Here is a 25,004-nt window from a genome sequence, read left to right as displayed (position 1 = left end):
GCTTAAAAAGAGAAATTACTCTTCAAATTAAAGCGGCTTTACAAAGCAAAGCCGCTTAATCTTGGCGAAGACAGCAAAAGCTCATCGCTTGTTACACCATTACCCTGCCCTTGTCGCCACCTTATCTGAATACCCGCTTCAAACGCTTGATATTCAACCGCAAACGCTTTTCCAATATAGCCAGCCACAATCCAGTTGTGGTTAATACGATATTGCCCTTCAGCCATAAAATTGCCGCTTAAACCCGTGTCTGAGTTTTCTCCAAGGGTCTCATCTAAGTCTTCAAGACGAAACGCTTCTCCTGTTGGAAAACGTAAATCATCGTCTTGTTTAACACGAGAGAGTGCAAGTGAACTACGCAGTTTAACCTGCCAATTATGTGCCTCTAGGGTTAGCAGCTCAGAATAGCCGCCAATACTGAAAAACTGACTCGGGCTAAAGTAGCCTCCGTTGCCTACAGTAAAACCGCTTAAATTTTTATCGTAGCTCGTATAGCTTAAGAATGGCCCTACACGCCAATAATCAAGGCGAGGAGATACATAACTCGCTATGTCATAGCTCACGTCACCACGAAGCGATAGCGCGCTGTTATCAGCAACGAGTTCGCCTTCCAATCGGCTTATTTGTGCAGTTCCCGCAACCGACATATTGTCAGCAATGGAATGGGCGACCAATCCACGAATACCGCTTTCTATCACATAGCCCCAAGACTGCGCGCGGTTGGCATAAAAAGTTCCGGTCTGACTCAATAGACTGTCTTCTTTCGCTTTTCTAAATAGCGTAGCCGCAACGGTTGTATTTGCTAAAAACTTGGTCGCCGATATTTGCCCGGTTACTTTAGCGCCAACGGGTTGCTCGAACATGGCATATTCCAAATTCGCGTAAAAGTTGAAGTCTGGCGCTTGATAATAGGCTTCAGCCCGAACACCTGTGTCTTCGAAACCGCTTATGCCCGAAGATGCACTTTCTAATTGCCTGTCACCGAACCAGTCACCAGCTTGAGGAGAACCACTGTAGAACTGTTTGTAGTCTAATGAAACTTGCCAAAGCCAGTTTTTATAACCGCTGCCAATGCCGATGTACTGTGACAATACATCAAAATTCCCAAGCCCCTCGCCACCACTTCGACTGCGGGTATTTATACCGTAAACTGCACTTAGGCCTTCTTTAGTTTGTGCGGTAACCGCTTGTGGGTCGTCGTTTTGATAAGCTAACCAAAATTGTTTTCTAGGCCACGCGTTGCGTATCGTGCGCGCTTGCAAAATGCTTTTCACTGCACTGTGTTTTAAGGCCAAGCGATTTAATGTAGCGTCATTACTTTGATTCAATGAAACCAATTCATTCGCAATAACCGTATTGGTTGGCGTTTTCGATAGCACTTGCTCGAATGCCGCCGTTGCGGTGGAAATATCTTGTATTTCTTTTGCAGCCCAGCCAATTAACGCACGTTCCTCTATGCTTAAAGGCCGCAAACGTCCGAGGGCTTCGCCAGCTTGTATACTTTCTTTGTAACGCCTTGTATCGTAAAACTGGGCCTGTCGACTAGCCAAGCCATCTGCACAGCGCCTGATGAAGACTTCTGTATCAATACTGCACGCCAAGTCGAAAGCGTTTTGCTCAGCAACATCGCTGTTTTGCGCGCTGAGTGCCAGATACTGGCCTTCATTATCTTCTACTATACTAAACAGCGCTTCGGCAAAGTCATAATTTTTTAAATCATATTGCTGCCACGCCGCGCCTTGTAGTATCTCTTTTACGTAGCCATTGTCGTCAGACTTAAGAAACTGTGCCAGCCTTGTTGTATCACGCAGCGTCAACGCCTGCTGGAGCTTGATACCTGTAACGCTGTCAAGACCTTGCTGTGCTGATTGTTTATCGATATCGCGAACAGACGATTGCAAAGCTGCAGTAAACTGTTGGCTAGCGACCTCTAACATGCCTTTGTCGATAGCAGTCCACCCCATGAGCAAGTAAAAGTCAGTGCGCTTTAACTGATTACTTAACGCAACAAGCCTTTCTACTTTTTGCTTTGGCGTTGTCGCTCTAGCTTTAGGCGTTAATTGCGCAAACCTCTCTAGTGGAAGCGCTTTTGAGGCAGGTTTGGCAACCTGTTTTTGGGGTGTTTCGAGCGAACCATTGGGCATAGAGTCAGCCTCAGGTTTGCCTGACTTATCTACTCTCGGTACTGAAACTACAGGCGTAATAGTACCTTTAACTCGGCCATTAATTCTATTTAGCTCAGCTTCGACTTCTTCTGGCACCTTCCACTGGGGGTAACGGGCTTTTAAGCGCGTAAATTCTTCGTTCGCTCGCGTAATCTGTTGCTCGTTAATGTGATACCAAAGCCCGGTTAAATCGGGCTGTTCCTGTTGTGCCGGAAGTATGCCTAGATCTTTTTCTTTGTAGGTTGTTTTAGTTTGCCCGTACGCCTGCATCGACCCAAAGGACGTGAGCAATGCGCCGATGGCTAGACAGAGTGACGTGCGTGTAAACCTTTCTTTCACGATGCGTTATCCAAAACCGCTAACATAGAGAGCAGCGTTAGGCTTGCAGAGTAATAATCCATGTTACGGTCGATAGAAGGCCAATTAGGTTTTTGTGGCGCTTCTGGTTTCATTAAGCTGTTTACCGCAATCTGAACCGACTTCATGCCCTTAGACATCTCGTACTCAGCTGTTTCCTCACTTAATAGGTTGATAGTAGCTGGCGTAGGCGTAACAGCCCACCATGCATAATATGGCGCTAGTAGCTTCTCGATTAGCTGATTGTTTTCACGAAATTGCGTTGACCATGAAAGCTGCAGTGGAATGCGGATGGCATTAAAGCCGAATTCGGGCGATATCACCTTGTCTAAGCTTACTGTGCCAATATCGTTATTGTCTGAGTCAGTATTGTTGGGCGTAAAACGCACCCAATCACTTGGCAATTCATAAGAAGAGAATTGCATTTTAGACAGCAAAGCTAACCCCGAATTATAGAGTTTCTCCCAGCGTGCGGGCGTAGCCGATATTCTCGCTAAGTCAGTGATAGCGGGAAAAACCCAGTAAGACAAATTCAGCTGCAAACTATTATTGCCTGCTTGTTCGGACGTAAATCCGTATTCACCAGGTAACAATACAACGCTGTTGCTGTTGGTTATCAACAACTTCTGTTCGACAGCACCCACAATTGCTTTAGCATCTTCCAGATACTTGCTTACGCCCCACCGTTCATTCGCACGTAATAACGCCCACGCGATAAGAATTTCGCCATCAGAGGCGTTATTAGGGTCATCAATACAAGCGGCTGAATTATCAATACAAGGGCGATAGCGCCAGCTAAACAAGCCGTCGTCACGCATTAGTGTGCTTTTAGTCCAATGCCACAGTGCGTTGAAGGTGTCTTTATCGTTTGCGGCAACGGCAAAGAGCATGCCGTACCCCTGCCCCTCGCTATGTGATACCTCATCATTTCCGGTATCAACTACCCGCCCACCATCAATAAACAGCGCCTTATACGCAATGTACTGAGACTTAAATTCGCTATCTTCTTCAGTAGAACATGACATTAACAAAAGCGTGATACCGAATAAAAATGTTGCTCTTAAAACGCTATGTATATTTACCATGAATCTTGTACTTGTTTGTTTCTGCGTTTTAATAATAGATATATAAACAAGCTCACCACAAACACTATAGCTACGAAACCTATTAGCCAATACCACGGGTTATTAGATAGCCATAACCTTAAGTGCAACCAAGTATCATCAGCTTCGCCAACCTCATATTTATCGCTTACTTGCATAACCAAAGATGGCGATAAAGCATTTTTCCAAGCAAAGAAGTCGCCAGCCATTTGCCCCCACATTGACAAGCTAACCAGGTCGGTAACTCTCGCCTGAAGCAATTCAGGACTTTGCGCGGCAATAATGAACATAGTATCCGTCTGGGATGAAGTTGGATGCTCTTGGGCGGTCAACACTGCCTGTTCACCTAAATCACTCTCTTGTACTGTGTGCCCATCTACACGCATTACCTTGAAAGACATGTCGTCAGTAAGCGTACGTATGCGGTTGTACAAATTATTTTGCAATCGATAAGACCAGCGTTTTGTTGCTTCTATCGCAGTGCTAAATTCGGTTTGCTCAATTTGTGAGAGGGTTTCTGGCGTGCCTAAAACAATAGCAGAGCCATCGGTAGAGACGTCATTTCCTTCTCTTATATGAAGGTTTAACAAAGGAACCTGCGCTACTTGAGCTAGTTTAGCCGTTAGCGTGAGCGCAGTGCCTAGATAGTTATCTGATGGAATGACAATTGTGGAAACAGGTGCCGATTTAAATCGTGCAAACGGGTAGGCAGTTTCAGACAATAATGCCAAATTCGGCTGCACAGCAACATTTCCTGCATCCGGAAATTCGATAGCAGAAGAATCGGCCAGCTGAAAAACTAAATGCTTGCCTGAAACATCGTCACAGGGCACTCCCGCAAGTGGCGCGCGTAAACTTAAATCAAAGTCTACATTGTTGATGCCTCCTTTGAAAAAGCGTGCCGGCACCCTGAGTTGATAATCCCTAAACGACTGGCCGTTGTCATTATTAAGCGCTAGGCCGTGAACTAACTCATCATTCACGCTCACATTCATTACAGAGCCAGGTCCGAAACCCGCGCCATAACCAAAATCTAAGAACAAGTTAACGCTGGCATTCTCTGGTACGTAAAAGTCAGCGGGCAATCTAAACGATACTCGTTTGTTGAAGGTGCCTTCGTCTCTAAATTGCGATGTGGACACGCCTAAATCTTGAAGTGTGTAATGATTATCAGGAGCCAATACAAAATTGCGCTGAAGCGTGTCTGCTTTCATTTGGGTTTGGGAAAGTATGGTGACCTGAGAGACTGGATTGATAGCGTCATCCATTACCGCCAACGCTTTTGCCGCTTCAAGCACTTCAGTTGGTGTTGTGCCACTAACAATAAGCCGATAGCTCGCCGGTACAATTACTTCACCATCTTTTACAAACGCTGGAGTTCGCTGGGTTTTCAAAAATGCACCGTCAATATCGTTTATTACTTCGTCAGATAACACAGGGGATAAAGCATCTACGGTGCCAATTAATACGTGAACGGGCTGCTTTTCTTTTCGTTCCAAATACCAAGCAGTGCGTTCATAACGCGCTACGTTTTCCTCACCCCAATAGCTATCCTCAGTCTCTTTTAATTGAGGCAAAACATAACCATCATCGAAGGTGTCATGCTCTACAATTAACGGTTGGTATTGGTTTCTAAGCGCTAGAGCTTGTGCCACTAAAGGCAAAGTTTGTTGCTTTAGCTCACTTTCGATCTCGCGTGCAGTGTAAAGCTGTACGTCTCTCTGTCCGCCAATGCCTGGATTAAAGAAACCGCTTAAATCTTCTAATTTAAAAGGTTTGTTATCGATTGATGTATCTAATTGTAACGTTGACGTATAGGCATTAATTTCACTCCATAGCTCTGGCGCACTGCCATCTACGCACTGCTCGGCATAGTGCTGGCTTACTGCTAACGTCAGTGAATTAAAGCCTGCTCGCCAAAGAGACTGGGGTATTTCTATCTCAGAGACTAAAGACGGCCTTTGAGGGTCAAAAGCCACCTGACCGATAGTCGCGTTGTTGAACCTAACATAAAGTTGAGAGCGTTTTTTGATCAACGCTTGGGAGCTCATTACCTCTAACCGCAGTCGAGCGCTGTTTACTTTCGCAAGCGAACTAAGAGGTATAGGTATGTCTAGCGTTGCCGCTTTACCTTGTAGGCGCAGGGTTTCGTCACCGCCGAAAAACTCTGTTAGCCTGTAAGTATCGGTTTGGGCCGCGAGGCTGCATGATACGCACAAACACAACATGAAGATAAAGTATTTTTTAATCATTGTTTGTCCTTTACCGATTTAGGCAATAGACCTAATTTATCGGCGAATTTGCCTATTAATACAAGCATATGCAATAAAGCTGGCTTTAATCCAACTTTTAATACGTGTTTAGCTCCAAACCAGTAAGAAATGGGTCTGGTTCTGCGACGTTGAAACGATAACCAACGCAAGCTGTCACAAAGAGCGAAGGCGATGACTTCGTTTTCTTGTTCGTCCGTTTCGGGAACAAAACGAACTCTTAGTATTTTAGATTTGCTATCGTAGTTCAGTACAACAATAGCGATATGTACATTCTTATTTAAAGCATGACTCCATGAAGAAAGTGTTGCCTTTTCGGGAACGAATGCTCCTTTACCTTTTAATCGCAACCTTGCTCCACCTAATGAAAGGTCGACTAAGTCACCCACCCAAGCTTCATCACTTTTAGTTTTAATTACTACACTATTGGTGGCTGGCAACCGAGCTTGGCTGCGTACCTGTTTTCGCTCGAGTAGAACACTCAACACTGACAGCAATAAAATTAAATTAAAGACATTCCAAAGCAATACGACTACCGTAAGCTCTCGGGTTAGTGGTTCAGTTATTAATTTATAAACTCCACACCCTAGCGCGAAAGTAATAAGAAGTATTCCCCAGTAAAAAACGTTAGAAAGCGGCGATACAAAGGTTTTTTCTAAGCTTTCTCCTTTCGGCGTTACGACAAAAGAGGGGGCTCGAGGCTTCAAGAAAACTTTCACTAATGCGTTTAATGTGAATGCGCATTGCAATATTTCGTAAAGTTCGGATACCAAGGGCCATCGCGTTCGCCCAAAGAGCATTGTGGAGATCATATAAGTTGCGAACACATGGGGTAGTGTAAACGCGAATATCTCTAGTATAGAGGCATGGTAAACCTGAAGCCCGAACACAAGATATGCTAAAGGCATGAGTAAAAAGATAATGCGGGCGAAAGGAAACAGCCAAAACATGATTGAACTCATGTAGCCCACCCGCTGGTACCACTTTAAACCTTCCGCTTTAAATGGTTTTTTAAGTAGTAAAATTTGCGTCATTCCCTGCGCCCAACGCATACGCTGTTGAATAAACGCATCGAAGGTTTCAGGAGCAAGTCCGCTTACCATAGGTCTGTCAACATACACAGACTCATAGCCCATTTTATGCAGGTCTAGCGCGGTTTCTGCATCTTCGGTAATAGAGTCACCAGAAATGCCGCCAACCAAATCCAAGTGCTTTCGACGCATTAATGCGGCTGAGCCACAAAAAAATGAGCTTCCCCAATAATCTAGCCCCTTTTGAATAGTGCCATAGAACATATCGTTCTCTGAAGGCATGCGCGTAAACGCTGAAAAGTAATTGCGCTCTACTGGATCTGGGTTAGCCATAAAGTGAGGGGTTTGAACTAAGAACACCTTTTCGTTTTTAAGCATCCAAGGGACAGTTCTGTCGAGAAAGTCAGAAGTAGGCACGTGATCGGCATCGAGAATTACAATCAAATCTCCCGTCGTATTTTGTATTGCACTATTAACGTTGCCCGCCTTAGCAAACTCATTTTTCGCCCGAGTGTGATAGGTAATGCCTAAGCGCGAACAAAGTGATTGTAAGTCTTGTCGACGCTGTCTGGCTGACGCTGCCGAGATAGGGTTATCTGCGTTGATTTTTTGATCTGTACCACCGTCGTCAAGCAGATGAATATGAAGCTTATCTTTTGGGTAGTCCAACATTTGTGCGGCACGAATCGTGACCTCTAATATCTCTTCATCTTCGTTATAGCTTGGGATCATAACGTCTACGCTTGGCAGCGCAGATTTGTCCATACCTTCTAATGAAAGCAATGGTCGACTTAACGGGAAAGCATTAACAATAGCCCCTAATACCGAAGTGATACCCGCATATATTTCAGCTGCGAAAAGCAGCCATACTGCAATCATCGAAAAAATATCTGAATAGGTGAGTGTATAGATACCTCGCCACAGCAAATACCTTACGCTAAGTGCTATGGCCAAAACGAGCGCAAAGATGCGGAATAAATGCTGGTATTTCTGAGTATGACGCGCTTCTTTACTACAAAGAGAAATGAAAACCAGGATAGTAATAGAGGCCAATAGTTGGCCTAGTGCGTCCATTGGCGCTAAAAGTAAGCCTCCTAACAAACAAGAGGCTACCAGAAGCAACAAAATTAGCTTGGAGGTATAGTGATGTCTATGGGTTTGTGAATAATCCAAGTTTGCGATCCAATATGTGTATTTGAGTTACACTTGCATAGTTCGCCCTGTTTATTAACTTCATGGTTCCGTCAACAATCTCAACTTCGTGGTTGCTTTTGTAGAACAAGCTAGAGATATGGTCTCTGCGTTTTCTATTACTTTTCGATACTAGGAACCATGCTGGGTAGGTCGCCAAACCGAAAGCAGCAACAGCAATTAAACTGTAGAAAACTGCTGGAGACATGGAAGGAGCCACGTACAGAGAAAATAAAAACATAGCGATACTCAGGACCGTAAATATAGCAGTAATTTTACGTAAACGTATAACTTTTATAAGATTATTCTCCGCATCCAGTAGCATTTTAAGACGCTTTTTCCAAAGGTTCTCTGTTTCAAGACTGGTGCTTACTTCTACCAAACGCGGCTTGTTGCCAGCTGGCGCTGTATTTTTGAAATGTTGTGCTCGTTCAAACACATTTACCGCAGAACCGCTGTTGATAGCGCTTTGAAAAGACTGCTCAAGCAGATCAGTTTGATTAATTTGTTGTTTGTTATCGACTAATTTCACTGCGCACGCTCTCCTGACTACTACACGACAAGTCTACTTCTGCACATCCGGAGGAAAAATTGCTGAAACCATACTTACTGATTGATAATGATACGCTTACATACGCAAAAGAAAATTGGACTTTAGCTCATTAAACTTTGGTATAAGCCTTTGAAAACAAGGCGTAGAGAAGATTGACATGCCAATACCTGACCGTTTGGAGGAGTGCTATCAGGCGCTTTGAAAGCCCAAAACAGCTCAATTTTCGAGCTAAAAGTAGGCTAAATTAGACTAATTGATTAGATAAGTGTGGTAAGAAGAGTATTAAGGCTTTCTAAGCTTACTTAAAATACTGATCAAGTTACTGATATTGAAAACAGTACCGAAAATACTGCCTACGGATAAAGCGTATAACAGCCCTAATGTTTCAGCCGCTAGAAACACTTTTCTAATGGTATGTGTGTTTCGAATAACTAGTGAACCTACGGTAAAAATAAGTGACGACGCATAGGCAATAAAAATTATCCAACTGTGCTCTAACACAAACCATTCATAGGCGAGAAAGCCAAGATTCACTGCTACGAAGAAAAACAAAATAGCATTGCTTCTGTGTTTAATAGCAATAAAGTTACGCACGCTTGCGAGCAATGTACCAATGCCAGCGGCCATAGCGTCCAACATAAAAAAATGAGCGCTTAATGCACTCAAAGCAAACGCTGAAATAAGCAAATATTTGTCGACATTGGTTTGGCGATACCCAATAAAATTTAAAACAACGGCTATCGCGCCAAAACCTTCTGCAACTATATTCATTTATATCGGCTCATTAAAATTTAAGGTAAAAAGGCTGACAAAGGGCTTTGTATTCATTTGTGTAATTACCCTCATGGTCTCTAATAACCAGCGCATTTTCATTCGTAACTGTTGTGTTAAAAAGCTGATGGTCTGCATACGCAGTGCAATCTGCATGTCCGCCGTCAGCATTCTTCATTACTTTGTTAAAGCGAAATGCACAAAGGTAAGGGTCTTTATCCGATGTATGCTTTACATAAAGCATCGCTTCCAGCAATAAGCCATGACCAGCGGCGGTTTTGATAATGTCAGTTTCCATCGACGCAGGGTAAACGCAGTACATTTGTCCACTTTCTATCAATAATGCACTGCTAGCGTTAAAAAGATCATCTGGGCTTAATGTAGATGTTTGTCTTGCTACTGAACGATTGTGGCTTTGCTTACTGTAGGCATTAGAAAGTTTCGCTGGCGATTCGAAATACGGCGGGTTGGAAATAATGGTGTCATACAAATAGGCTGGTTCAAACCCCGCCAAATCGCAGTTGTGGATATGTAGCTGCCCTGCCCACTTTGAATTTTCAAAGTTAATTGCTGCCTGCGCCGCTGCATCCTTATCAATTTCGATGGCATCAATTTTGATAGCCTCGACTTGAGGTGCATCATTGTTATGATTTAACGGAAAAAAGCTTTCGGCTTTTTGCGCCATCATTAGGGCTAAAATGCCACTGCCGGTACCAATATCTAAAATACGCGGGGCGCGGCTAATGTCAGCACGAAGCTTAGCCCAACTTCCTAAAATTAGGCTGTCGGTGTTCACTTTCATGGCGCATTTATCTTGCGCTACGGTGAATTGTTTACAGCGGAACATGGAGAAGTCATATTACCTGGTGCATTAAAAGGCGCGCATTCTATACCAAGTTCGGTTGCGCTTCACGTTAAGCTGGTGACATATATTGTACACGCTCATCCCCCGGGTCTATTTCCAGCGCTGAAGCGACATCATATTTCTGGCCACATCCACGGCATGAACAGGTCGGTACTTTTTTAACGGGCCTTTCATTATGCTTTGCCATATAGGCGCCGTTTTCTGCGCTATGTCTTCTAGCGTTCGCGATTCATTGCGCTCACCCAGTAGTAATGAAGGTCGAACTGCCGAGGCATGGGGTAATTGCGGCATACGCATAATGGCGTTCTCCAGTTCTCCTTTCACCCGCAAGTAAAAGTTACTGCTTTTAGCATCAGCGCCAACTGAAGATATCCATACAAAACTGTCTGCGCGCTGAGCGCGGGTAAGCTGCGCCGCTACGTGAACGTACTCGAAGTCGACACGGCGAAAGGCTTGCTTAGACCCCGCCTTTTTAAGCGTAGTACCCAGGCAGCAATAAACATGGTTTACACTGAAGTAACCTTGGTAGTCTTGCAGGTTGTCAAAGTCGATAACCACAGGCTTTAGTCTGTTGTAGGGGTCGTTAAACATGCTAGAAGAAAGCGGTTTTCTGACTAAGCAGGTTACTTCATTGTATCGTCTGTCCTGTAACAGCATATTTACAAGCGTTCGTCCTACTAAACCTGTCGCTCCTAGCACCATTGCGGATTTCATACGTCGCACCTTGTATCATAAATTGATATAACAACAATCAAACCTTCGACAGTCAAATATGCAGATAAAAATGAAAAAAGCCCTTTTAATTGGAGCCGCTATGCTCTCTACTGCTTTAAACGCTGAAACGCTCACTATTGAGCGCATTTTCTCTTCTCCTTCACTTGATGGCAATGCGCCACGTTCATTGAAAGTATCCCCCGACGGCCAACGTGTTACCTTCTTAAAAGGTAAGCAAACTGACTACGAGCGCCTAGATTTATGGGAATACCATATTGAAAGCGGTCAAACTCGCATGCTGTTCGACTCAAACGACCTTCAAAGCGGCGAAGAAGTGCTGTCTGATGAAGAAAAAGCGCGACGTGAGCGTATGCGCTTATCTGGTAGCGGCATTGTTAGCTACCAATGGTCCGACGATGGTAAAGCATTGTTGTTCCCGCTGGGCGGAGACGTTTTCTATCACAAGCTAGGTGAAAAAGGCGCAAAACAGCTTCTAGATACCGAAGCGTTTGAAACCGATATTAAATTATCACCAAAAGGTAACTACATTTCGTTTATCCGCGACCAGAACCTTTATGTAAAGCACATTGAATCAGGTAAAGAAACAGCGATTACCAAAGAAGGCGGCGGCAACATAAAATTTGGTATGGCTGAGTTTGTAGCCCAAGAAGAAATGGGCCGCATGACTGGATACTGGTGGTCACCAGATGAGACTAAAATTGCTTTTACCAAAGTTGATGAAAGCCCGGTAGATGTAATTACTCGCTCTGAAATCTATGCTGACGACATCAAGCTTATCGAACAGAAATACCCGAAAGCGGGCACACCAAACGTGTTAGTGGAACTGGCTATTCAAGACATCGACTCAGGCGACCGTACCTGGGTTGACTTAGGTGAAGATAAAGACATTTATTTTGCTCGCGGTAAGTGGATGCCAAACAGCACTACCTTTACTTACCAATGGCAAACGCGAGATCAGCAAACCTTAGAGCTTCGCGCATTCGACCTTAACCGTAAAAAAGAAAACGTATTGCTTACAGAAACAAGTAATACCTGGGTAAACCTGCACAACGACCTTTACTTTCTAAAAGAAAAAGGCCAATTTATTTGGGCGTCTGAGCGCGACGGTTTTAAACACCTTTACCTTTTCGACAACAACGGCAAGTTAGTTAAGCAATTAACCAAAGGTGATTGGGTTGTTGACAGTGTTGAAGCTATTGATACCGCAAACAACCGTTTGTATTTCTCTGGTCGCAAAGATACGCCGCTAGAAAGTCATGTTTACAGCGTACCCTTAGATGGCGGCGAGATTTCACGCGTAACTGAGTTAGGCGCGTATCATAGTGCTGCGTTTAGCAAAGATGCTTCAATTTTTATTGACCGTTTTTCAACTATCAATTCCCCTGCACAGGTAAGCTTAAACAGTGCAAACGGCGAGCGAATTACTTGGCTTGAAGAAAATAAGGTTGAAGAAGGCCACCCGCTACACGCTTATATGGACAGCTGGACGGCACCTGAGTTTGGTGACATTACCACTAAGGATGGCGCAACGCTTAAGTATCGCATCTACACGCCAGACAGCGCTAAGCAAAACCCTAAACAGAAGCACCCTGTTATTGTTTACCTTTACGGCGGTCCACACGCACAAGTGGTAACAAACAGCTGGGCGGGTAACCGTGGTTTGCTGTTCCAACACTGGGTTGACCAAGGTTACGTAGTATTCACGTTAGATAACCGTGGCTCTAACTATCGCGGTAAAAGCTTTGAAGATCCTATTTACAAAAAAATGGGCTTTATTGAAGTAGACGATCAGGTTGCGGGCGTAGAGTTCTTGCGCACACTTCCTTATGTTGATGCTAAGCGTATCGGTGTTCACGGTCACAGCTATGGCGGCTACATGACGCTTATGACTATGTTCAAAGCGGGCGACTACTTCGCAGCGGGTGTCTCAGGTGCGCCGGTTACCGACTGGCGCTTGTACGATACTCATTACACCGAGCGCTATATGGGTAACCCTAATACAGATGATGATGCCTACACAGCATCTTCAGTATTCCCTTACGCAAAAGACTTGAAAGGCGACCTTTTGATTTACCACGGCATGGCAGATGACAACGTATTGTTTACGCACTCGACCATGCTATACAAGCACCTTCAAGATTTGGCGATTCCATTTGAAACCATGGATTACCCAGGTAAGAAGCACAGTATTCGTGGTAAGCAAACGGGCATTCACTTATACAAAACGATTACTAACTTCTTTAACCGTAACTTGAAAGACTAATCGGGTTAGGGCCTAGGCAAGTTGTAATAAACAAAAAAGCGATGCTTGTGAAAGCATCGCTTTTTTATTTGGTCTTTTTGATTCTCACTAGCTAAACATCTGGGTTGCTAGGTTTTGCTGTACCGCCTGAGCAGACGATGCACTTAACTCAATTTCAACAGGGTCAGCTTTACCCGACAACCAAATTTTAAGCTCGGCGTCAGTATCAAAGTGCCCTGCCGTCTCAACGATAAACTGGGTAATAGATTTGTAAGGAATGGAGTGATAGTTCACTTTGCGCCCGGTTAGGCCTTGCTTATCGATAAGGATTAAGCGCTTGTTCGTGAAAACACTTAAATCGCGCACTAGTTTAAACGCGGAGGTAACGGTCTCGTTAGCTGCGAGTATTGGCGTAAGCTCTTCTTGTACGTCCGAAGCGCTTGTCTCGCTTGCATTACCCATGATGGTATCAAATAAACCCATAATCATTTCCTTTAGGCAGAGGCAAGTTTAACTCGCCATTGAACTCTATGCGCCAGCGGTTTAGGTTTATCTAAAGCAAAGCCTTGACCATAGTCCACTTTAAGCTCTTGTAAGACCTCTGCGGTCGCGTTATCGACCACAAACTCAGCTACCGTTTGTTTACCCATACTGTGCGCAATATTATTAATCGCAGTAACTGTAGCATGATCAATTGGATCGTGAACAATGTTTCGCACAAAAGAACCATCAATCTTAACGTAATCAACATCAAGGTTTTTAAGGTAGGTGAACGAGGACATACCTGCACCAAAGTCATCTAAAGCGAAGCTGCAGCCGAGGGCCCGTAAGGTAGAAATGAAATGCTTAGCTGCACTTAAGTTAGTTACCGCCGTTGTTTCTGTTATTTCAAAGCAAATCTTCTCAGCTGGCACAGAGGTACTTTGCATGCGCTTCGTAATGTTGTGAAGCGCCATTTCATCGCCCAGTGTAATCCCAGATAAATTAATCGCAACCTTGCCAACGTTATCAATATGAGCTGGGTTACTCTCAAGAGTTTTAAGGGTGTTATCTACCACCCACATATCCACTTTGTTCATTAATCCGTGGCGCTCTGCCAATGGAATAAAAAGCCCCGGGCTTATAAGGCCGCTATCTTTTGCATTTAGACGCAGCAGAATTTCGTAATGCTCTTGTTGGGCAGCCTTATCTTGGCTAGGCACGTTAAGTGGCATAATAGCTTGGCTATACAACTCAAAACCATCGTTTTGTAACGCGTGGTGTAAAGCATGTAGAACCTGATTTTCGCTGTCGTCAATGGCCATTTGCGAGTCGTTATCATGAAATACAAAGTAACGGTTTCGACCTAGGTGTTTGGCTTTGTAACACGCATTGTCTGCAGCTTTAATCAATGCTTCTGCACTTTGTGTACTTTCATTGATTTCGATAACGCCGATACTTGCGCCTACAAAGAATAACTTGTCGTCATAAACAAAACGATAATTTGAAATCGCCACCAATAACTTGTCTAGGCGGTTTGTTACCTCATCCAAACTTTGATTGCGAAATATAATGCAGAATTCATCCCCACCTATTCGGGCAAGCAAGTCTTGGCCGTTTACGTATTGTCTGAATATTGTAGATATCTCTTTTAAAAGCTTGTCGCCCGCGGGGTGACCACAGCTATCATTAACCAATTTGAAACGGTCCATATCGATAAAGCACATCACGCTTTGCTTGTGGTAAGCGCGAGGCGAGCTAATGTTTGCCACTTTTTTAAAACCAACTTGGTGTAACGCCTCTTGGCTACTGTGCTGAACAGCTTCTTTATGCGTTTCATCAAGGATCTCTCGCAGTTTTTCATCAAACGCGTAGCGATTAAACAACCCGGTTAACTGGTCATGGTTTGCTTGAAAATACACTTCTTCCTGCAGCGCTAGCTCTTTCGTCACATCGCGGGCAATGCCTTCAACGGCTACGAGTAGTCCTTGCTCGTCGAGGATAGGGGTGTCTGAGAACTCAATGGCTAATGGCTCGCCTACTTTGCCTTGATAATGCACAACATAAGGCTCGGGCTTTTCGCCACGGGCAATGGTTTGGCGTATTTCAAAGGTCTCGTCAGGTACTTGTCGTACGTATCTCGACTCGTTCGCACAGAAGTCTTCGGCGCTAAACCCTAAAATTTTTTCAATACCCGCGCTCACATACATAAAGTTATGCTCGACAGTTTTGGTGTAAACAAAGTGACGGTGCATGCCATCAACTAAGCGACGGTATTTTTCCTCGCTGCGTTTAAGATCATTTTGGGCCCGAAAACGCTCGGTAACATCCCTAATTGTTAAGGCGATATTTTCCCCCGCCTTTACCACCTGAACTTTTATCCATTCTGGGCTAACTTGATCACTTTCAATAGCGATATGCGATTCATAAGGTACGCCATCTTTATATACGTTTTGCGCATTTATAAATTCGTTACCCAACCCTAAATACCGCATTTGCTCCGCCAATGTCATGGATCGCAGTACGTCACACGCCCCACGAAACAGATAACGGGTATATGAATTGGCTTCGACGAGTGAAAAATCGCCTTCAGTAGGTTGGTAAATAAGCAAAGCATCTAAAGAAGCTTCGCTGGCTGTTAAGTAACGCTGATGGCTAAGCGATAAACTGACGGCACCCTTTAATTGTTTGTGTAGTACATAGCTAACCAGCGCTGACATTAATAAGCCCGTTAGCATAATCAAAAGCCCTGCGTTGTAAGGGCTAAGCTGGGACTGCATGGTAAGGAGGAAGTCCCGCTCTAGAAATGTAAACGGTGCAAGCGGCACAATAGTGCCATCTTGTACTAATTCTCCGCTTTGAAATAAGGTTTGATTGTCGGCTTTGAGCTGAAAATTAAACTGCGGCCCCACTAACTCGCCTAACATCACGCCTAGAATAGTTTGTACATCAAAACTCGCCACTAGAAAGCCATGCTCAGGCTCCTGAGGGCTTATCGATCTACCCATAATGATAAAGTGGTGTTTTACGGCCTCTGAATACAAAAGCGTACTTTCCAAGTCCTCAGAAAAGCGCGATATGTTCAGGCCCAACGCTTCCATAGGCTTACCAACTAAGCTGTTGTCTATGCGGGTTTTAATGCCGGAAGATGGCGTGGCCACCCACGCTATCTTCCCATTAGCATCAACAAACACCAGCGATGAAAAACCACGCTGCATACCCATCAATGACAGGGCCTGCGCGTTAAACCAGTCTACTTGGTTTGGCTCAAAGGTTGGCCAGTTTTGCATGAGGTTATGCAGCGCTTGAATGCGTTCACTCGAGAATACCTCTAGGCTTATCTTTACCTGCTCTGCTACTGACTGGGCTTTAGAAATACGTGCTTGGCGTTCGTCGTTTTGAATAAAAACGCCCGCAGAAACGAATAGTAAAGTGAGAAAGAGAAACAAAACCGTTGGTAAGGCGTAAATACGATGATTGAGTTTGCTTAACATGTGCCTATCTCCGGAAACTGGCGCAGTTAGACTAAAGTAGAATTATGAAATAAATATGAATTGCCTTATACACGATTAAGTTTCAGCACACTGGCGTAATTGAAAAGTATCTGGCAGTGTATAGATTTAATTTTTTCTTTAGCGCGAAAAAAGGCATGCTTACTTTAACGCGTTAAAAACACACAATTAAAAGAGCGTTTCTTAATGAGTAACTCCCCAAATTTTGAAGATATAAAACAAGCCTATGAACGCATAAAGAACGACGTAAAGAAAACACCAATATTAGAATCTTCGTTACTGAATAAATGGATGGGCAACCGCATTTTGTTTAAAGCAGAATGCTTACAAACCATTGGGGCATTCAAAATTCGCGGCGCAATGAATTTTCTGGCACGTTTGAAAGAGGAAGGCCGCCTACCAAAACATGTGGTTGCCAATAGCTCTGGAAATCACGCTCAAGCTGTTGCTTATGCAGCCGCACATTTCGGTTGTAGCGCTACGATTTTCGCGAGCGAGACCATTTCGCCAATTAAAGCTGCGGCAACGCAAAGCTATGGCGCAGAATTAAAGTTGTATCCTACTCGCCCAGAGGCCGACGCAGCGGTTGAGCAAGCATCAAAAGCACCAGACACTGTATGGATACCGCCGTTCAATCATGAAGACATAGTGGCGGGGCAAGGCACAGTGGCATTAGAAGCGTTAAATGAAATAGGCGATGTGGACGCCGTTTTTGCACCTTGCGGCGGCGGCGGTCTGCTATCTGGTACCTTGCTGGCAACCCGTGAATTGCAGCCCGATGCTTTGGTTATAGGCGCAGAACCCGCTGAGGCAAACGACGCATCCATGTCGCTACAGGCGGGCGAGATAGTATCGCTGCAGCACACGCCAAATACGCTAGCTGATGGCGCAGCCACCCCTTCAGTGGGCGATGTAACCTTTCCTATACTGCAGGAGCTTGACGATTTTTATGAAGTAGACGAGCTACAAATTGCTTATTGGACGCAATGGTTGCACCACCTACTAAAGCTTCATATTGAGCCAACATGTGCAATGACGATGGCCGCTGTAGCAGCTTGGGCGGCGAACACTCCACCTGGGCAAACCGCTCTTGTAATATTAAGTGGTGGCAACATTAGCCAATCGAATATGGCAAAAATTTGGGAAAGAGACTTTTTATTGCAGCCTCCTATCCTGGATTTTGAAGACGCTGACGAATTAGAAGAACTTAAAGACGCTTAGGCATAGTCGCAGGTCCAAGCTCAGACTTAGCAAAGCGGTATTTCGCTTTTTTCGTTTTAAAGAGAACTTAAGCGAATAGTACGATTTAATACTAAGAATAGAAAAACAAACAGGCAGAAACTCACTATGAACTCTACATTGTCTACGCTGACATTTAAAAAGCATTCGCTTTCAAAACTACTCGCATCAACATTTGCCACAGCGGCAACACTGGCCGCCATGACCACTGCGCTTAGTGTTGAGGCAGCCACCCTGGTTGAGAACGTAAAAGGCTACACCTTAAATGAAAAGGGTGAACTCACTACTTTTAAAAATCTTCTCTTGGACGAAGGTAAGGTCGTTGCACTAGATGTAGATAAAGGTAAAACCTCTGTTGATGGCACCATAGACGGCGAAGGTAAAGTCATGCTGCCAGGTCTTATCGACGCTCATGGTCACCTTCTCGGCCTAGGAGCAAACTTACTAGAAGTAAACTTGCGAGAAAGTACAAGTGCGCAAGACGCAGCTAAAATGGTTGCCGAATACGCTTTCGCAAACGGACAACAAGCTTGGATTACCGGGCGCGGCTGGAACCAAGAATTATGGTCTGACAGAGCGTTTCCAACAGCTGCTGATTTGGACAAAGTTGTTTCTGATAAACCTGTAATGCTTACTCGAGTGGACGGTCATGCGGCGTGGGTTAACACAAAAGCCATGGAGCTAGCTGGCATCACAAAAGACACCCAGTCCCCTGTTGGCGGTGAAATTATTAAGGATGCTAACGGCCAACCTACTGGTGTATTCATCGATAACGCATCACTGTTAATTGAAGAACACTTACCGAAAGCCAGTAACGCGATATACGAGCAGCAATTGAATGCCGCAGGTGAGCACTTACTAGCAAATGGCATTACGTCAATGCACGATGCTGGTGTGGGCAGAGACGTTTACGACTTCTATTTAAAAGAAGCGGTAGAAGGCGACTTACCTGTACGTATTTATGCAATGGTGAGCGCGACTGACCCCGAACTATCAACCATGTTGAGCAACGGTGCAATTCGTGATGAAGACGACTTTTTGTATATTCGTTCAGTGAAAGCCTATGGCGATGGTGCGCTAGGTAGTCGGGGGGCAGCATTACTCGAACCGTATTCCGATGCGCCCCATCAACATGGATTGCTGTTAACTCAACCAGAAGATATGACCCAACTTTTCACCACGGTTATTGGTGCGGGCTTCCAGCTTAACTATCACGCTATTGGCGATAAGGCGAATCATGTTGCGCTAAACGAGTTTGAAACCACGTTTAAAAATATTGGCGGCAGCGAGTTGCGCAACCGCATAGAACACGCGCAAGTTATAGCGCCTGACGACCTAGCCCGCTTTGCGTCGCTAAAGGTATTACCTTCTATGCAGCCTACTCACGCCACCAGCGATAAGAACATGGCAGAAGATCGCATTGGCAAAGACCGTATGAGAGGCGCTTATGCATGGAAAACGCTACTTGATTCAGGCATTGCCCTACCCTTAGGTTCAGATTTTCCTGTAGAGCTTGCTAACCCGTTTTACGGTCTTCACGCTGCGGTTACACGTCAAGACAGAAACAACCAACCAGTAAAAGGCTGGTATGCCCACGAAGCATTAACTATCGAGCAAGCCTTCAAAGGGTTTACTTTAGATGCAGCCTACGCAGGGCATATGGAAGATACGTTAGGTACTTTAACACCAGGAAAGTGGGCTGATTTCATTTTGGTAGACCAAGATATTTTCAGCATAGACGCTAAAGATATTTGGAAAACCGAAGTTCACGCCACCTATGTGGCTGGAGAAGAAGTTTTCTCTAAATGAATAGCGAAAACAAAAGCCTATTAACCAAAGGGATCGGCGGCATTGGCGCCGCCCTTTTGGTATTAAATGGGCTCATTGGGGCAGGCATTTTTGCACTGCCCGCTAAAATGGCCGCGGAGCTTGGTGCTTTCAGCCCCTACATCTTTTTAATCTTTGGCGCACTTATGCTGGCCATCGTCTGGTGTTTTGGGCAGTTAGCTGTGCGCTATCAAGAGACTGGCGGGCCAGTCATTTATGCCCAAAAAGGCTTTGGCAATGCAGCCGCGTTTCAAACGGGGTTTGTGTATTACTTGGCTCGAGCCACGGCAATTGCCGCTAATATGCACGTTCTGTTACTTTACGCAGGCTATATGTGGCCCGAGCTTAATACAGGCGCAGGAAAATCATATGCAATCATAGGGCTGACAGCAGCATTAATTGTAGTGAATATTGTTGGTCTTAAGGCCGCTATGCGTTCGCTTGATACTATATCAGTGCTAAAACTTGTGCCATTTGTAGCGCTAATTGTTGTGGGTTATTGGCAGCTAGACTTTTCTACTGCGCTGACAAGCTCTTCGGCTACCGTTGTCCCTGCATTCGACACTATATCTGCAGGTGCTTTACTTACACTTTACGCCTTTATTGGCTTTGAGACGGTAGTGGTAACCAGCGGCGAGACTAATTCACCGAAAAAGACCATTCCTCGGGCGTTGATGCTTACGGTTTCAGGCATTGCCATCTTTTACTTTTGCGTGCAGTGGCTTTATTGGCACACCGTAGGGCCTGCCAAGCCGGATAGCGCACCACTTATTGCCCTTGCTAATGTGATATTTGGCGAAACCGGAGCGCTTGTTATGACATTTACCGCCGTGGTGTCGGTTGCCGGTAACCTATTGGCGAACATGATATCTACCTCTCGGCTTACGTTCTCTATGGCGCAGCAGTCTCTTATTCCCGGTAGACTAGGTAATAAGCTAGGTGAAGTTCACTCGACCTTTGCTACTCCAGCCGTTTCCATAACGATATTAGGGATTTTTGCCGGGACCATGGCGCTTACCGGCAGTTTTGTATGGCTGGCAATTTCAAGTGTGCTTGCCCGGCTTGTAGTGTATGCCGTGTGTGTAGTGGTGCTAATGAAAGCGCAGAGGGCTTATTTACGAGGGAGTTCTACAGGCTCATCCGCTAACGCTATAAACCCTTTAAAACGTTTGATACCCTTTGCTGCATTAGCGGTTTGCGCATGGTCTATTGCACAATCGTCAACTAACGCATGGTTATTTTTATTAGGGGAATTAGCTATTGGCGCACTGCTCTATTTTGCGCGTTATACCAATCCGCATAGATAATCACCCTCTCAGCGAGGTTTAAAATGTTCGTAATCGCGGCGTGTTACCGAAGGTATAGTGGCTCTACATCAAGGTGACACAACAAAGAGTACGGACATTTTAAACTCGCCCTTCGGGAAGGTCTGGCAAGCTTCCTAGCTTCATTCTGGAAATTTGAAAGGGAACAGCCATTCCTGCATTCCCACGCTTCGCTAGGAAACTTGCCAGCGCCTTCTGAGTGGGTAATTATCTATGCGGACTGGTATTATCATCCAAGCAACAAAAAATCAAAAGGTTAAACAGTGGAAATTCAAGTTATACCGGTTACGCCCTTTGCCCAAAACTGCTCGTTAATTTGGGATCCAACGACTAACAAAGGCGCGTTTGTCGACCCTGGTGGCGACGTTGAAGCGTTAATTGAAGCCGCTACAAATAAAGGCGTGAGTATAGAAAAAATCATACTGACTCACGGTCACCTCGACCACGTTGGCGGTACTGTCGCCATCGCTGAACATTACGGTGTGCCCGTTGTTGGCCCCCACATCGGAGATAAATTTTGGTTAGATGCGCTTATGCAGCAAAGCCAGATGTTTGGCTTTCCACCCGCGCAGCCTTTTGCCCCCAATGAGTGGTTAAATGACAACGACACCATTTCAGTAGGCAATTTAACGTTGGAAGTATTGCATTGCCCCGGTCATACACCCGGACATGTGGTGTTGGTAGAGCGTTCGAGCAATCGAGTTATTGTGGGGGATGTCATATTTGCAGGCTCTATTGGCAGAACTGACTTTCCGCAAGGAAATCATCAGCAGCTTATCGACTCTATTAAGCAAAAAATTATGGTGTTACCTGATGATATGACAATTTACCCTGGACATGGCCCTACTACAACGGTAGGCACAGAAAAGGCGTCCAACCCTTATGTATCAGGTCAATTCGGATAAAATCTCACGTTTCAAGAGTAGTTAAAGAACAAAAAGGCGAGGTGCGTTGAATAAGCTTTTGCTTATTTCGCCCTCGCCTTTCGCTTATTTAAAGCTAGCTATGCATTTGCTTAACGCAATGCCTATAAAGCATTATTAACTAACGTTTACTCGTAAGCGCCGCTTGCATAGTGCAACTCATAGCTGTGGCTATAAATTTCAAGGATGTTGCCAAACGGGTCTTCCATGTAAATCATGCGGTAAGGCTTTTCACCAGGATAGTAATAACGCGGCGCCTTCATACGTTTTTTACCGCCAGCGGCAACAATCTTCTCAGCTAAACCTTCTACGTCTGGGTCTTGAACACAGAAGTGGAAGATACCGGTTTTCCAGTACTCGAAGTTGTTCTCAGGATTTTCTTGGTTGCTGAATTCAAAGATTTCAACGCCTACGCGATCACCCGTTGAGAGGTGCGCAATGCGGAATTTACCCCAACCTGCACCGAATACGTCGGTACACATTTCACCAATGGCCGAATCGTCTTCAATAATTTCGGTTGGCTTCATGATGAGGTACCAGCCAAGTACTTCGGTGTAAAACTTCACGGCGGCTTCTAAATCGGGTACCGAAATACCGATATGGGAAAACGTACGTGGATACGGTGTTTTTACTGCTTCAGTCATCACTTACTCCTTTGTAGTGCAAGTTGTCAAAACGGCTTAAGCGGCTAATTAGTTGTTTGTCTCTGTGTTTGGATAGATGGCGTTCTCTTGTACCAATTATCCAAAACATCAATCATACAGCTAATCGAAAATAGCGCTTAAGTGAATATGGATACATAGTAGCTAGACAATGAAAAAACTTGAAATTATGATATTTTCTTAATTTGATAAATTTAGGTTATACCAAAATGATTAACCCTATTTGGCTAGACACCTTTATTACGTTAGTAGAAACGGGAAATTTCACTCGTACCGCTGAGCAGCGATTCATGACGCAGCCTGGGGTAAGCCAGCACCTGAAAAAACTAGAAGAAGTATGTCAGTGCGAATTGGTGGTTCGTTTAGGCAAAGGGATTCAGCTTACAGAGCAGGGTCAGCGGGTTTATCAATACGCCAAAGAGCAACAGATAAAAGAGCAAGATTTTATTGCCAGCTTAAAGTTTGACGCACCATTTGAAGGAAAGTGTGTAGTGGCCTGTTCAGGCGCTATCGCACAGCGTATTTACCCTGCCCTGTTGGCACTACAAAGGCAGCATAGCGCGCTCAATATTCATGTGGAAGTCGCGCCTCGACGCACAATTTTATCAGGCATAGCGAACAATACGCTTGAGCTTGGCATTGTAACTAACCAGCCAGAGAGTGAAGATATACATAGCGAGTACTTAGGCGAGGAAGCTTTGGGGCTAATACTTCCACGTAGACTGCCTGATACAATTACCGCACAGCTTTCTGGTTTTCCTGAAAATAAACAGAACTTGATGTCTGATTCGGGTTCGGGTTCGGGTTCGGGTTCGGGTTCGGGTTCGGGTTCGGGTTCGGGTTCGGGTACAAAAATAACAAGCGCATTTGGAAGAGCAAAGAGTAAAAGTGATGACGCTATTACACTAAAAGCCATAATCAACCACTTAGGGCTTATTAATCACCCAGACGCCATGCACTACTTACAGCGCTACTTTAACGATTGCGGAGAGCCTGAATTAGCCAAGGTTAATCCAAATAAGCTGCCACACGCCGGCTATATCAATCAACTTTCGCAAATTTTACTGCCGGTAAGCGAAGGGTTAGGTTACACCGTGCTGCCAACCAGCACGCTAGAATTTGTGTCATTTGCCGACAAACTTACTGTTTACGAAGCAAAAAACGAGGTAACCGAGCCCTTATACAGTGTTCAAACGCCCCACAGCGCACTCCCCGCCCGCTATCAAGCAGTAAAACAAACCATCAGCCAAGTATTGAGATAAATATTGGGGTAACCCGAGTTTTGGGGTCAGAGTACATTATTGAGCGGCTTACCAACCAAGCGCCGGCTTTTAAAGTGCGGGGCCGTTAAAGTTACTCTGACCCCACAATTCGTGATTAGTCGTGAAGCGAAGGATCGGGCGCTACCATCTCGGCTTCTTTTTTGTGTTCAGGTACATCCACCTTACCCGAGGCAATGACTTCCCCCTCTTGCCAAAGCTTCCATTCGCCTCGCTCGTATATATCCCACTGTTCATCATTGGTTAGCGGTTCGGTAGCAATAATACTTACCACATCCTTTGGCGTGGTTTCAGCTGCAAAATCAATTTCTACTTCAACATCACTTAAGCAAGCCGGGCCAAAAGGCGCTCTACGAGTAATGCTGGCTAACTTTGTGCTACAGAAAGTAAACAGCCAGTCGCCGTTACTCAATAAACAGTTAAATACACCTTGCTGTGCATACTCTTGTGCCAATTCGACAAGCGTTTCAGCTAGCTGCTCTGGCATAGCGTCTCGGGGGAGGTTTTGCCTAACATTATTCATAATGTCGCAGAAAAGCTCTTCGCTATCTGTATCCCCTACCGCTTCATAAATACCTGCTCGACGTGAGAAGTTGGGTAACTGCCCATTATGTGCAAATACCCAATAGCGCCCCCAAAGCTCACGGGTAAAGGGATGCGTGTTCGCCAAGTTGATGTTGCCAACGTTAGCTTGCCGAATATGACAAATGGCGTTTTTACTTTTTATAGGAAGCTTAGAAACAAAGTCGGCGATAGGTGACGTGGCGCAAGGCTCAGGGTCGTGAAACATACGCACGCCCTTACCTTCGTAAAATGCCACGCCCCAGCCATCTTTATGCGGGCCTGTTTCACCACCACGGCGCGTTAATCCCGTAAAGCTAAAACACAAATCCGTTGGGGTATTGGCACTCATGCCTAGTAGTTCACACACGTTAATTTACGACCTCTAACAATATTAGTGTTCAGCATAATAA

18 protein-coding genes are annotated in these 25,004 nt (G+C 44.9%); 6 read left to right on the top strand and 12 right to left on the bottom strand.

Going from position 1 to position 25,004, the window contains the following annotated elements; translation table 11 throughout:
- Window positions 1-38: 38 nt before the first annotated feature.
- From ACYX4N_RS04795 to ACYX4N_RS04760, 8 genes are all read right to left on the bottom strand, one after another.
- A complete protein-coding gene (locus ACYX4N_RS04795; protein WP_476055771.1) occupies window positions 39-2,504 on the bottom strand; it encodes a cellulose synthase subunit BcsC-related outer membrane protein in 2,466 nt (821 codons plus the stop codon).
- Complete coding sequence (locus ACYX4N_RS04790) at window positions 2,501-3,607, bottom strand: family 8 glycosyl hydrolase (RefSeq protein ID WP_476055770.1); 1,107 nt, start codon at window positions 3,605-3,607, stop codon at window positions 2,501-2,503. Before ACYX4N_RS04790 ends, ACYX4N_RS04795 begins: the two co-directional genes overlap by 4 nt.
- Window positions 3,601-5,877: a cellulose biosynthesis cyclic di-GMP-binding regulatory protein BcsB gene (locus ACYX4N_RS04785; protein ID WP_476055769.1), complete on the bottom strand. Its 2,277-nt coding sequence runs from the start codon at window positions 5,875-5,877 to the stop codon at window positions 3,601-3,603. Before ACYX4N_RS04785 ends, ACYX4N_RS04790 begins: the two co-directional genes overlap by 7 nt.
- The gene (gene bcsA / locus ACYX4N_RS04780; protein WP_476055768.1) at window positions 5,874-8,099 is read right to left on the bottom strand and encodes a UDP-forming cellulose synthase catalytic subunit; all 2,226 of its coding nucleotides are present in this window, start codon (window positions 8,097-8,099) and stop codon (window positions 5,874-5,876) included. The genes ACYX4N_RS04785 and bcsA overlap by 4 nt, the downstream gene beginning before the upstream one ends.
- Window positions 8,077-8,649 (bottom strand): hypothetical protein, encoded by a 573-nt coding sequence (locus ACYX4N_RS04775; RefSeq protein ID WP_476055767.1) that lies wholly within the window; start codon window positions 8,647-8,649, stop codon window positions 8,077-8,079. Before ACYX4N_RS04775 ends, bcsA begins: the two co-directional genes overlap by 23 nt.
- A 303-nt stretch (window positions 8,650-8,952) precedes the next feature.
- On the bottom strand, window positions 8,953-9,441 hold the full coding sequence (locus ACYX4N_RS04770) for a YgjV family protein (protein WP_474857448.1): 489 nt from the start codon (window positions 9,439-9,441) through the stop codon (window positions 8,953-8,955).
- Between the two features lie 13 nt (window positions 9,442-9,454).
- Entirely contained in the window at window positions 9,455-10,243 is a 789-nt protein-coding gene (locus ACYX4N_RS04765) for a tRNA1(Val) (adenine(37)-N6)-methyltransferase (protein WP_476056417.1), read from the bottom strand.
- A 153-nt stretch (window positions 10,244-10,396) separates the two neighbouring features.
- Window positions 10,397-11,020 carry an NAD(P)H-binding protein gene (locus ACYX4N_RS04760; RefSeq protein WP_474857447.1) on the bottom strand — a complete coding sequence of 208 codons (624 nt, stop codon included), beginning with the start codon at window positions 11,018-11,020 and terminating at the stop codon, window positions 10,397-10,399.
- Window positions 11,021-11,090: 70 nt separating this feature from the next.
- Between ACYX4N_RS04760 and ACYX4N_RS04755 the strand changes: the two genes are divergently transcribed.
- Window positions 11,091-13,304, top strand: coding sequence for a S9 family peptidase (locus ACYX4N_RS04755; RefSeq protein ID WP_476055766.1), 2,214 nt, complete (start codon window positions 11,091-11,093; stop codon window positions 13,302-13,304).
- Window positions 13,305-13,391: 87 nt separating this feature from the next.
- Here ACYX4N_RS04755 and ACYX4N_RS04750 read toward each other — a convergent pair whose 3' ends face one another.
- Entirely contained in the window at window positions 13,392-13,766 is a 375-nt protein-coding gene (locus ACYX4N_RS04750) for a PH domain-containing protein (protein WP_118492099.1), read from the bottom strand.
- Window positions 13,767-13,777: 11 nt separating this feature from the next.
- Window positions 13,778-16,756 (bottom strand): putative bifunctional diguanylate cyclase/phosphodiesterase, encoded by a 2,979-nt coding sequence (locus ACYX4N_RS04745; protein ID WP_476055765.1) that lies wholly within the window; start codon window positions 16,754-16,756, stop codon window positions 13,778-13,780.
- Window positions 16,757-16,960: 204 nt separating this feature from the next.
- Here ACYX4N_RS04745 and ACYX4N_RS04740 point away from each other — a divergent pair, with 204 nt between their 5' ends.
- The 4 genes from ACYX4N_RS04740 to ACYX4N_RS04725 all read left to right on the top strand — a co-directional run bounded on the left by ACYX4N_RS04740 (window position 16,961) and on the right by ACYX4N_RS04725 (window position 22,070).
- Window positions 16,961-17,995 (top strand): serine/threonine dehydratase, encoded by a 1,035-nt coding sequence (locus ACYX4N_RS04740; protein WP_476055764.1) that lies wholly within the window; start codon window positions 16,961-16,963, stop codon window positions 17,993-17,995.
- A gap of 126 nt (window positions 17,996-18,121) precedes the next feature.
- On the top strand, window positions 18,122-19,822 hold the full coding sequence (locus ACYX4N_RS04735) for an amidohydrolase (RefSeq protein WP_476055763.1): 1,701 nt from the start codon (window positions 18,122-18,124) through the stop codon (window positions 19,820-19,822).
- Entirely contained in the window at window positions 19,819-21,147 is a 1,329-nt protein-coding gene (locus tag ACYX4N_RS04730; RefSeq protein ID WP_476055762.1) for an APC family permease, read from the top strand. The genes ACYX4N_RS04735 and ACYX4N_RS04730 overlap by 4 nt, the downstream gene beginning before the upstream one ends.
- A 281-nt stretch (window positions 21,148-21,428) precedes the next feature.
- The gene (locus ACYX4N_RS04725) at window positions 21,429-22,070 is read left to right on the top strand and encodes an MBL fold metallo-hydrolase (RefSeq protein ID WP_476055761.1); all 642 of its coding nucleotides are present in this window, start codon (window positions 21,429-21,431) and stop codon (window positions 22,068-22,070) included.
- A gap of 146 nt (window positions 22,071-22,216) precedes the next feature.
- Here ACYX4N_RS04725 and ACYX4N_RS04720 read toward each other — a convergent pair whose 3' ends face one another.
- Window positions 22,217-22,732, bottom strand: a complete 516-nt coding sequence (locus ACYX4N_RS04720) for a lactoylglutathione lyase family protein (RefSeq protein ID WP_474804738.1) — start codon at window positions 22,730-22,732, stop codon at window positions 22,217-22,219.
- Window positions 22,733-22,959: 227 nt separating this feature from the next.
- On the opposite strand from ACYX4N_RS04720, the gene ACYX4N_RS04715 reads away from it, so the two are divergent.
- Window positions 22,960-24,012: a LysR family transcriptional regulator gene (locus ACYX4N_RS04715; protein WP_476055760.1), complete on the top strand. Its 1,053-nt coding sequence runs from the start codon at window positions 22,960-22,962 to the stop codon at window positions 24,010-24,012.
- 115 nt (window positions 24,013-24,127) lie between these two features.
- Here the strand turns inward: ACYX4N_RS04715 and ACYX4N_RS04710 are convergent, their stop codons facing one another.
- Window positions 24,128-24,961 (bottom strand): class II glutamine amidotransferase, encoded by an 834-nt coding sequence (locus ACYX4N_RS04710; protein ID WP_476055759.1) that lies wholly within the window; start codon window positions 24,959-24,961, stop codon window positions 24,128-24,130.
- Between the last annotated feature and the right edge of the window lie 43 nt (window positions 24,962-25,004).

The organism is Alteromonas sp. ABH4_452, assembly GCF_056311825.1.
The sequence above is the reverse complement of the archived record's forward strand: the minus strand, read 5'-3'. Positions and strand labels throughout refer to the sequence as shown.

Coding starts and splice junctions, on each gene's coding strand:
- ACYX4N_RS04735 (WP_476055763.1), top strand. CDS start 18,122: ATGAACTCTACATTGTCTACGCTGACATTTAAAAAGCATTCGCTTTCA.
- ACYX4N_RS04740 (WP_476055764.1), top strand. CDS start 16,961: ATGAGTAACTCCCCAAATTTTGAAGATATAAAACAAGCCTATGAACGC.
- ACYX4N_RS04730 (WP_476055762.1), top strand. CDS start 19,819: ATGAATAGCGAAAACAAAAGCCTATTAACCAAAGGGATCGGCGGCATT.
- ACYX4N_RS04790 (WP_476055770.1), bottom strand. CDS start 3,607: ATGGTAAATATACATAGCGTTTTAAGAGCAACATTTTTATTCGGTATC.
- ACYX4N_RS04745 (WP_476055765.1), bottom strand. CDS start 16,756: ATGTTAAGCAAACTCAATCATCGTATTTACGCCTTACCAACGGTTTTG.
- ACYX4N_RS04720 (WP_474804738.1), bottom strand. CDS start 22,732: ATGACTGAAGCAGTAAAAACACCGTATCCACGTACGTTTTCCCATATC.
- ACYX4N_RS04785 (WP_476055769.1), bottom strand. CDS start 5,877: ATGATTAAAAAATACTTTATCTTCATGTTGTGTTTGTGCGTATCATGC.
- ACYX4N_RS04765 (WP_476056417.1), bottom strand. CDS start 10,243: ATGAAAGTGAACACCGACAGCCTAATTTTAGGAAGTTGGGCTAAGCTT.
- ACYX4N_RS04715 (WP_476055760.1), top strand. CDS start 22,960: ATGATTAACCCTATTTGGCTAGACACCTTTATTACGTTAGTAGAAACG.
- ACYX4N_RS04750 (WP_118492099.1), bottom strand. CDS start 13,766: ATGGGTTTATTTGATACCATCATGGGTAATGCAAGCGAGACAAGCGCT.
- ACYX4N_RS04770 (WP_474857448.1), bottom strand. CDS start 9,441: ATGAATATAGTTGCAGAAGGTTTTGGCGCGATAGCCGTTGTTTTAAAT.
- ACYX4N_RS04760 (WP_474857447.1), bottom strand. CDS start 11,020: ATGAAATCCGCAATGGTGCTAGGAGCGACAGGTTTAGTAGGACGAACG.
- ACYX4N_RS04755 (WP_476055766.1), top strand. CDS start 11,091: ATGAAAAAAGCCCTTTTAATTGGAGCCGCTATGCTCTCTACTGCTTTA.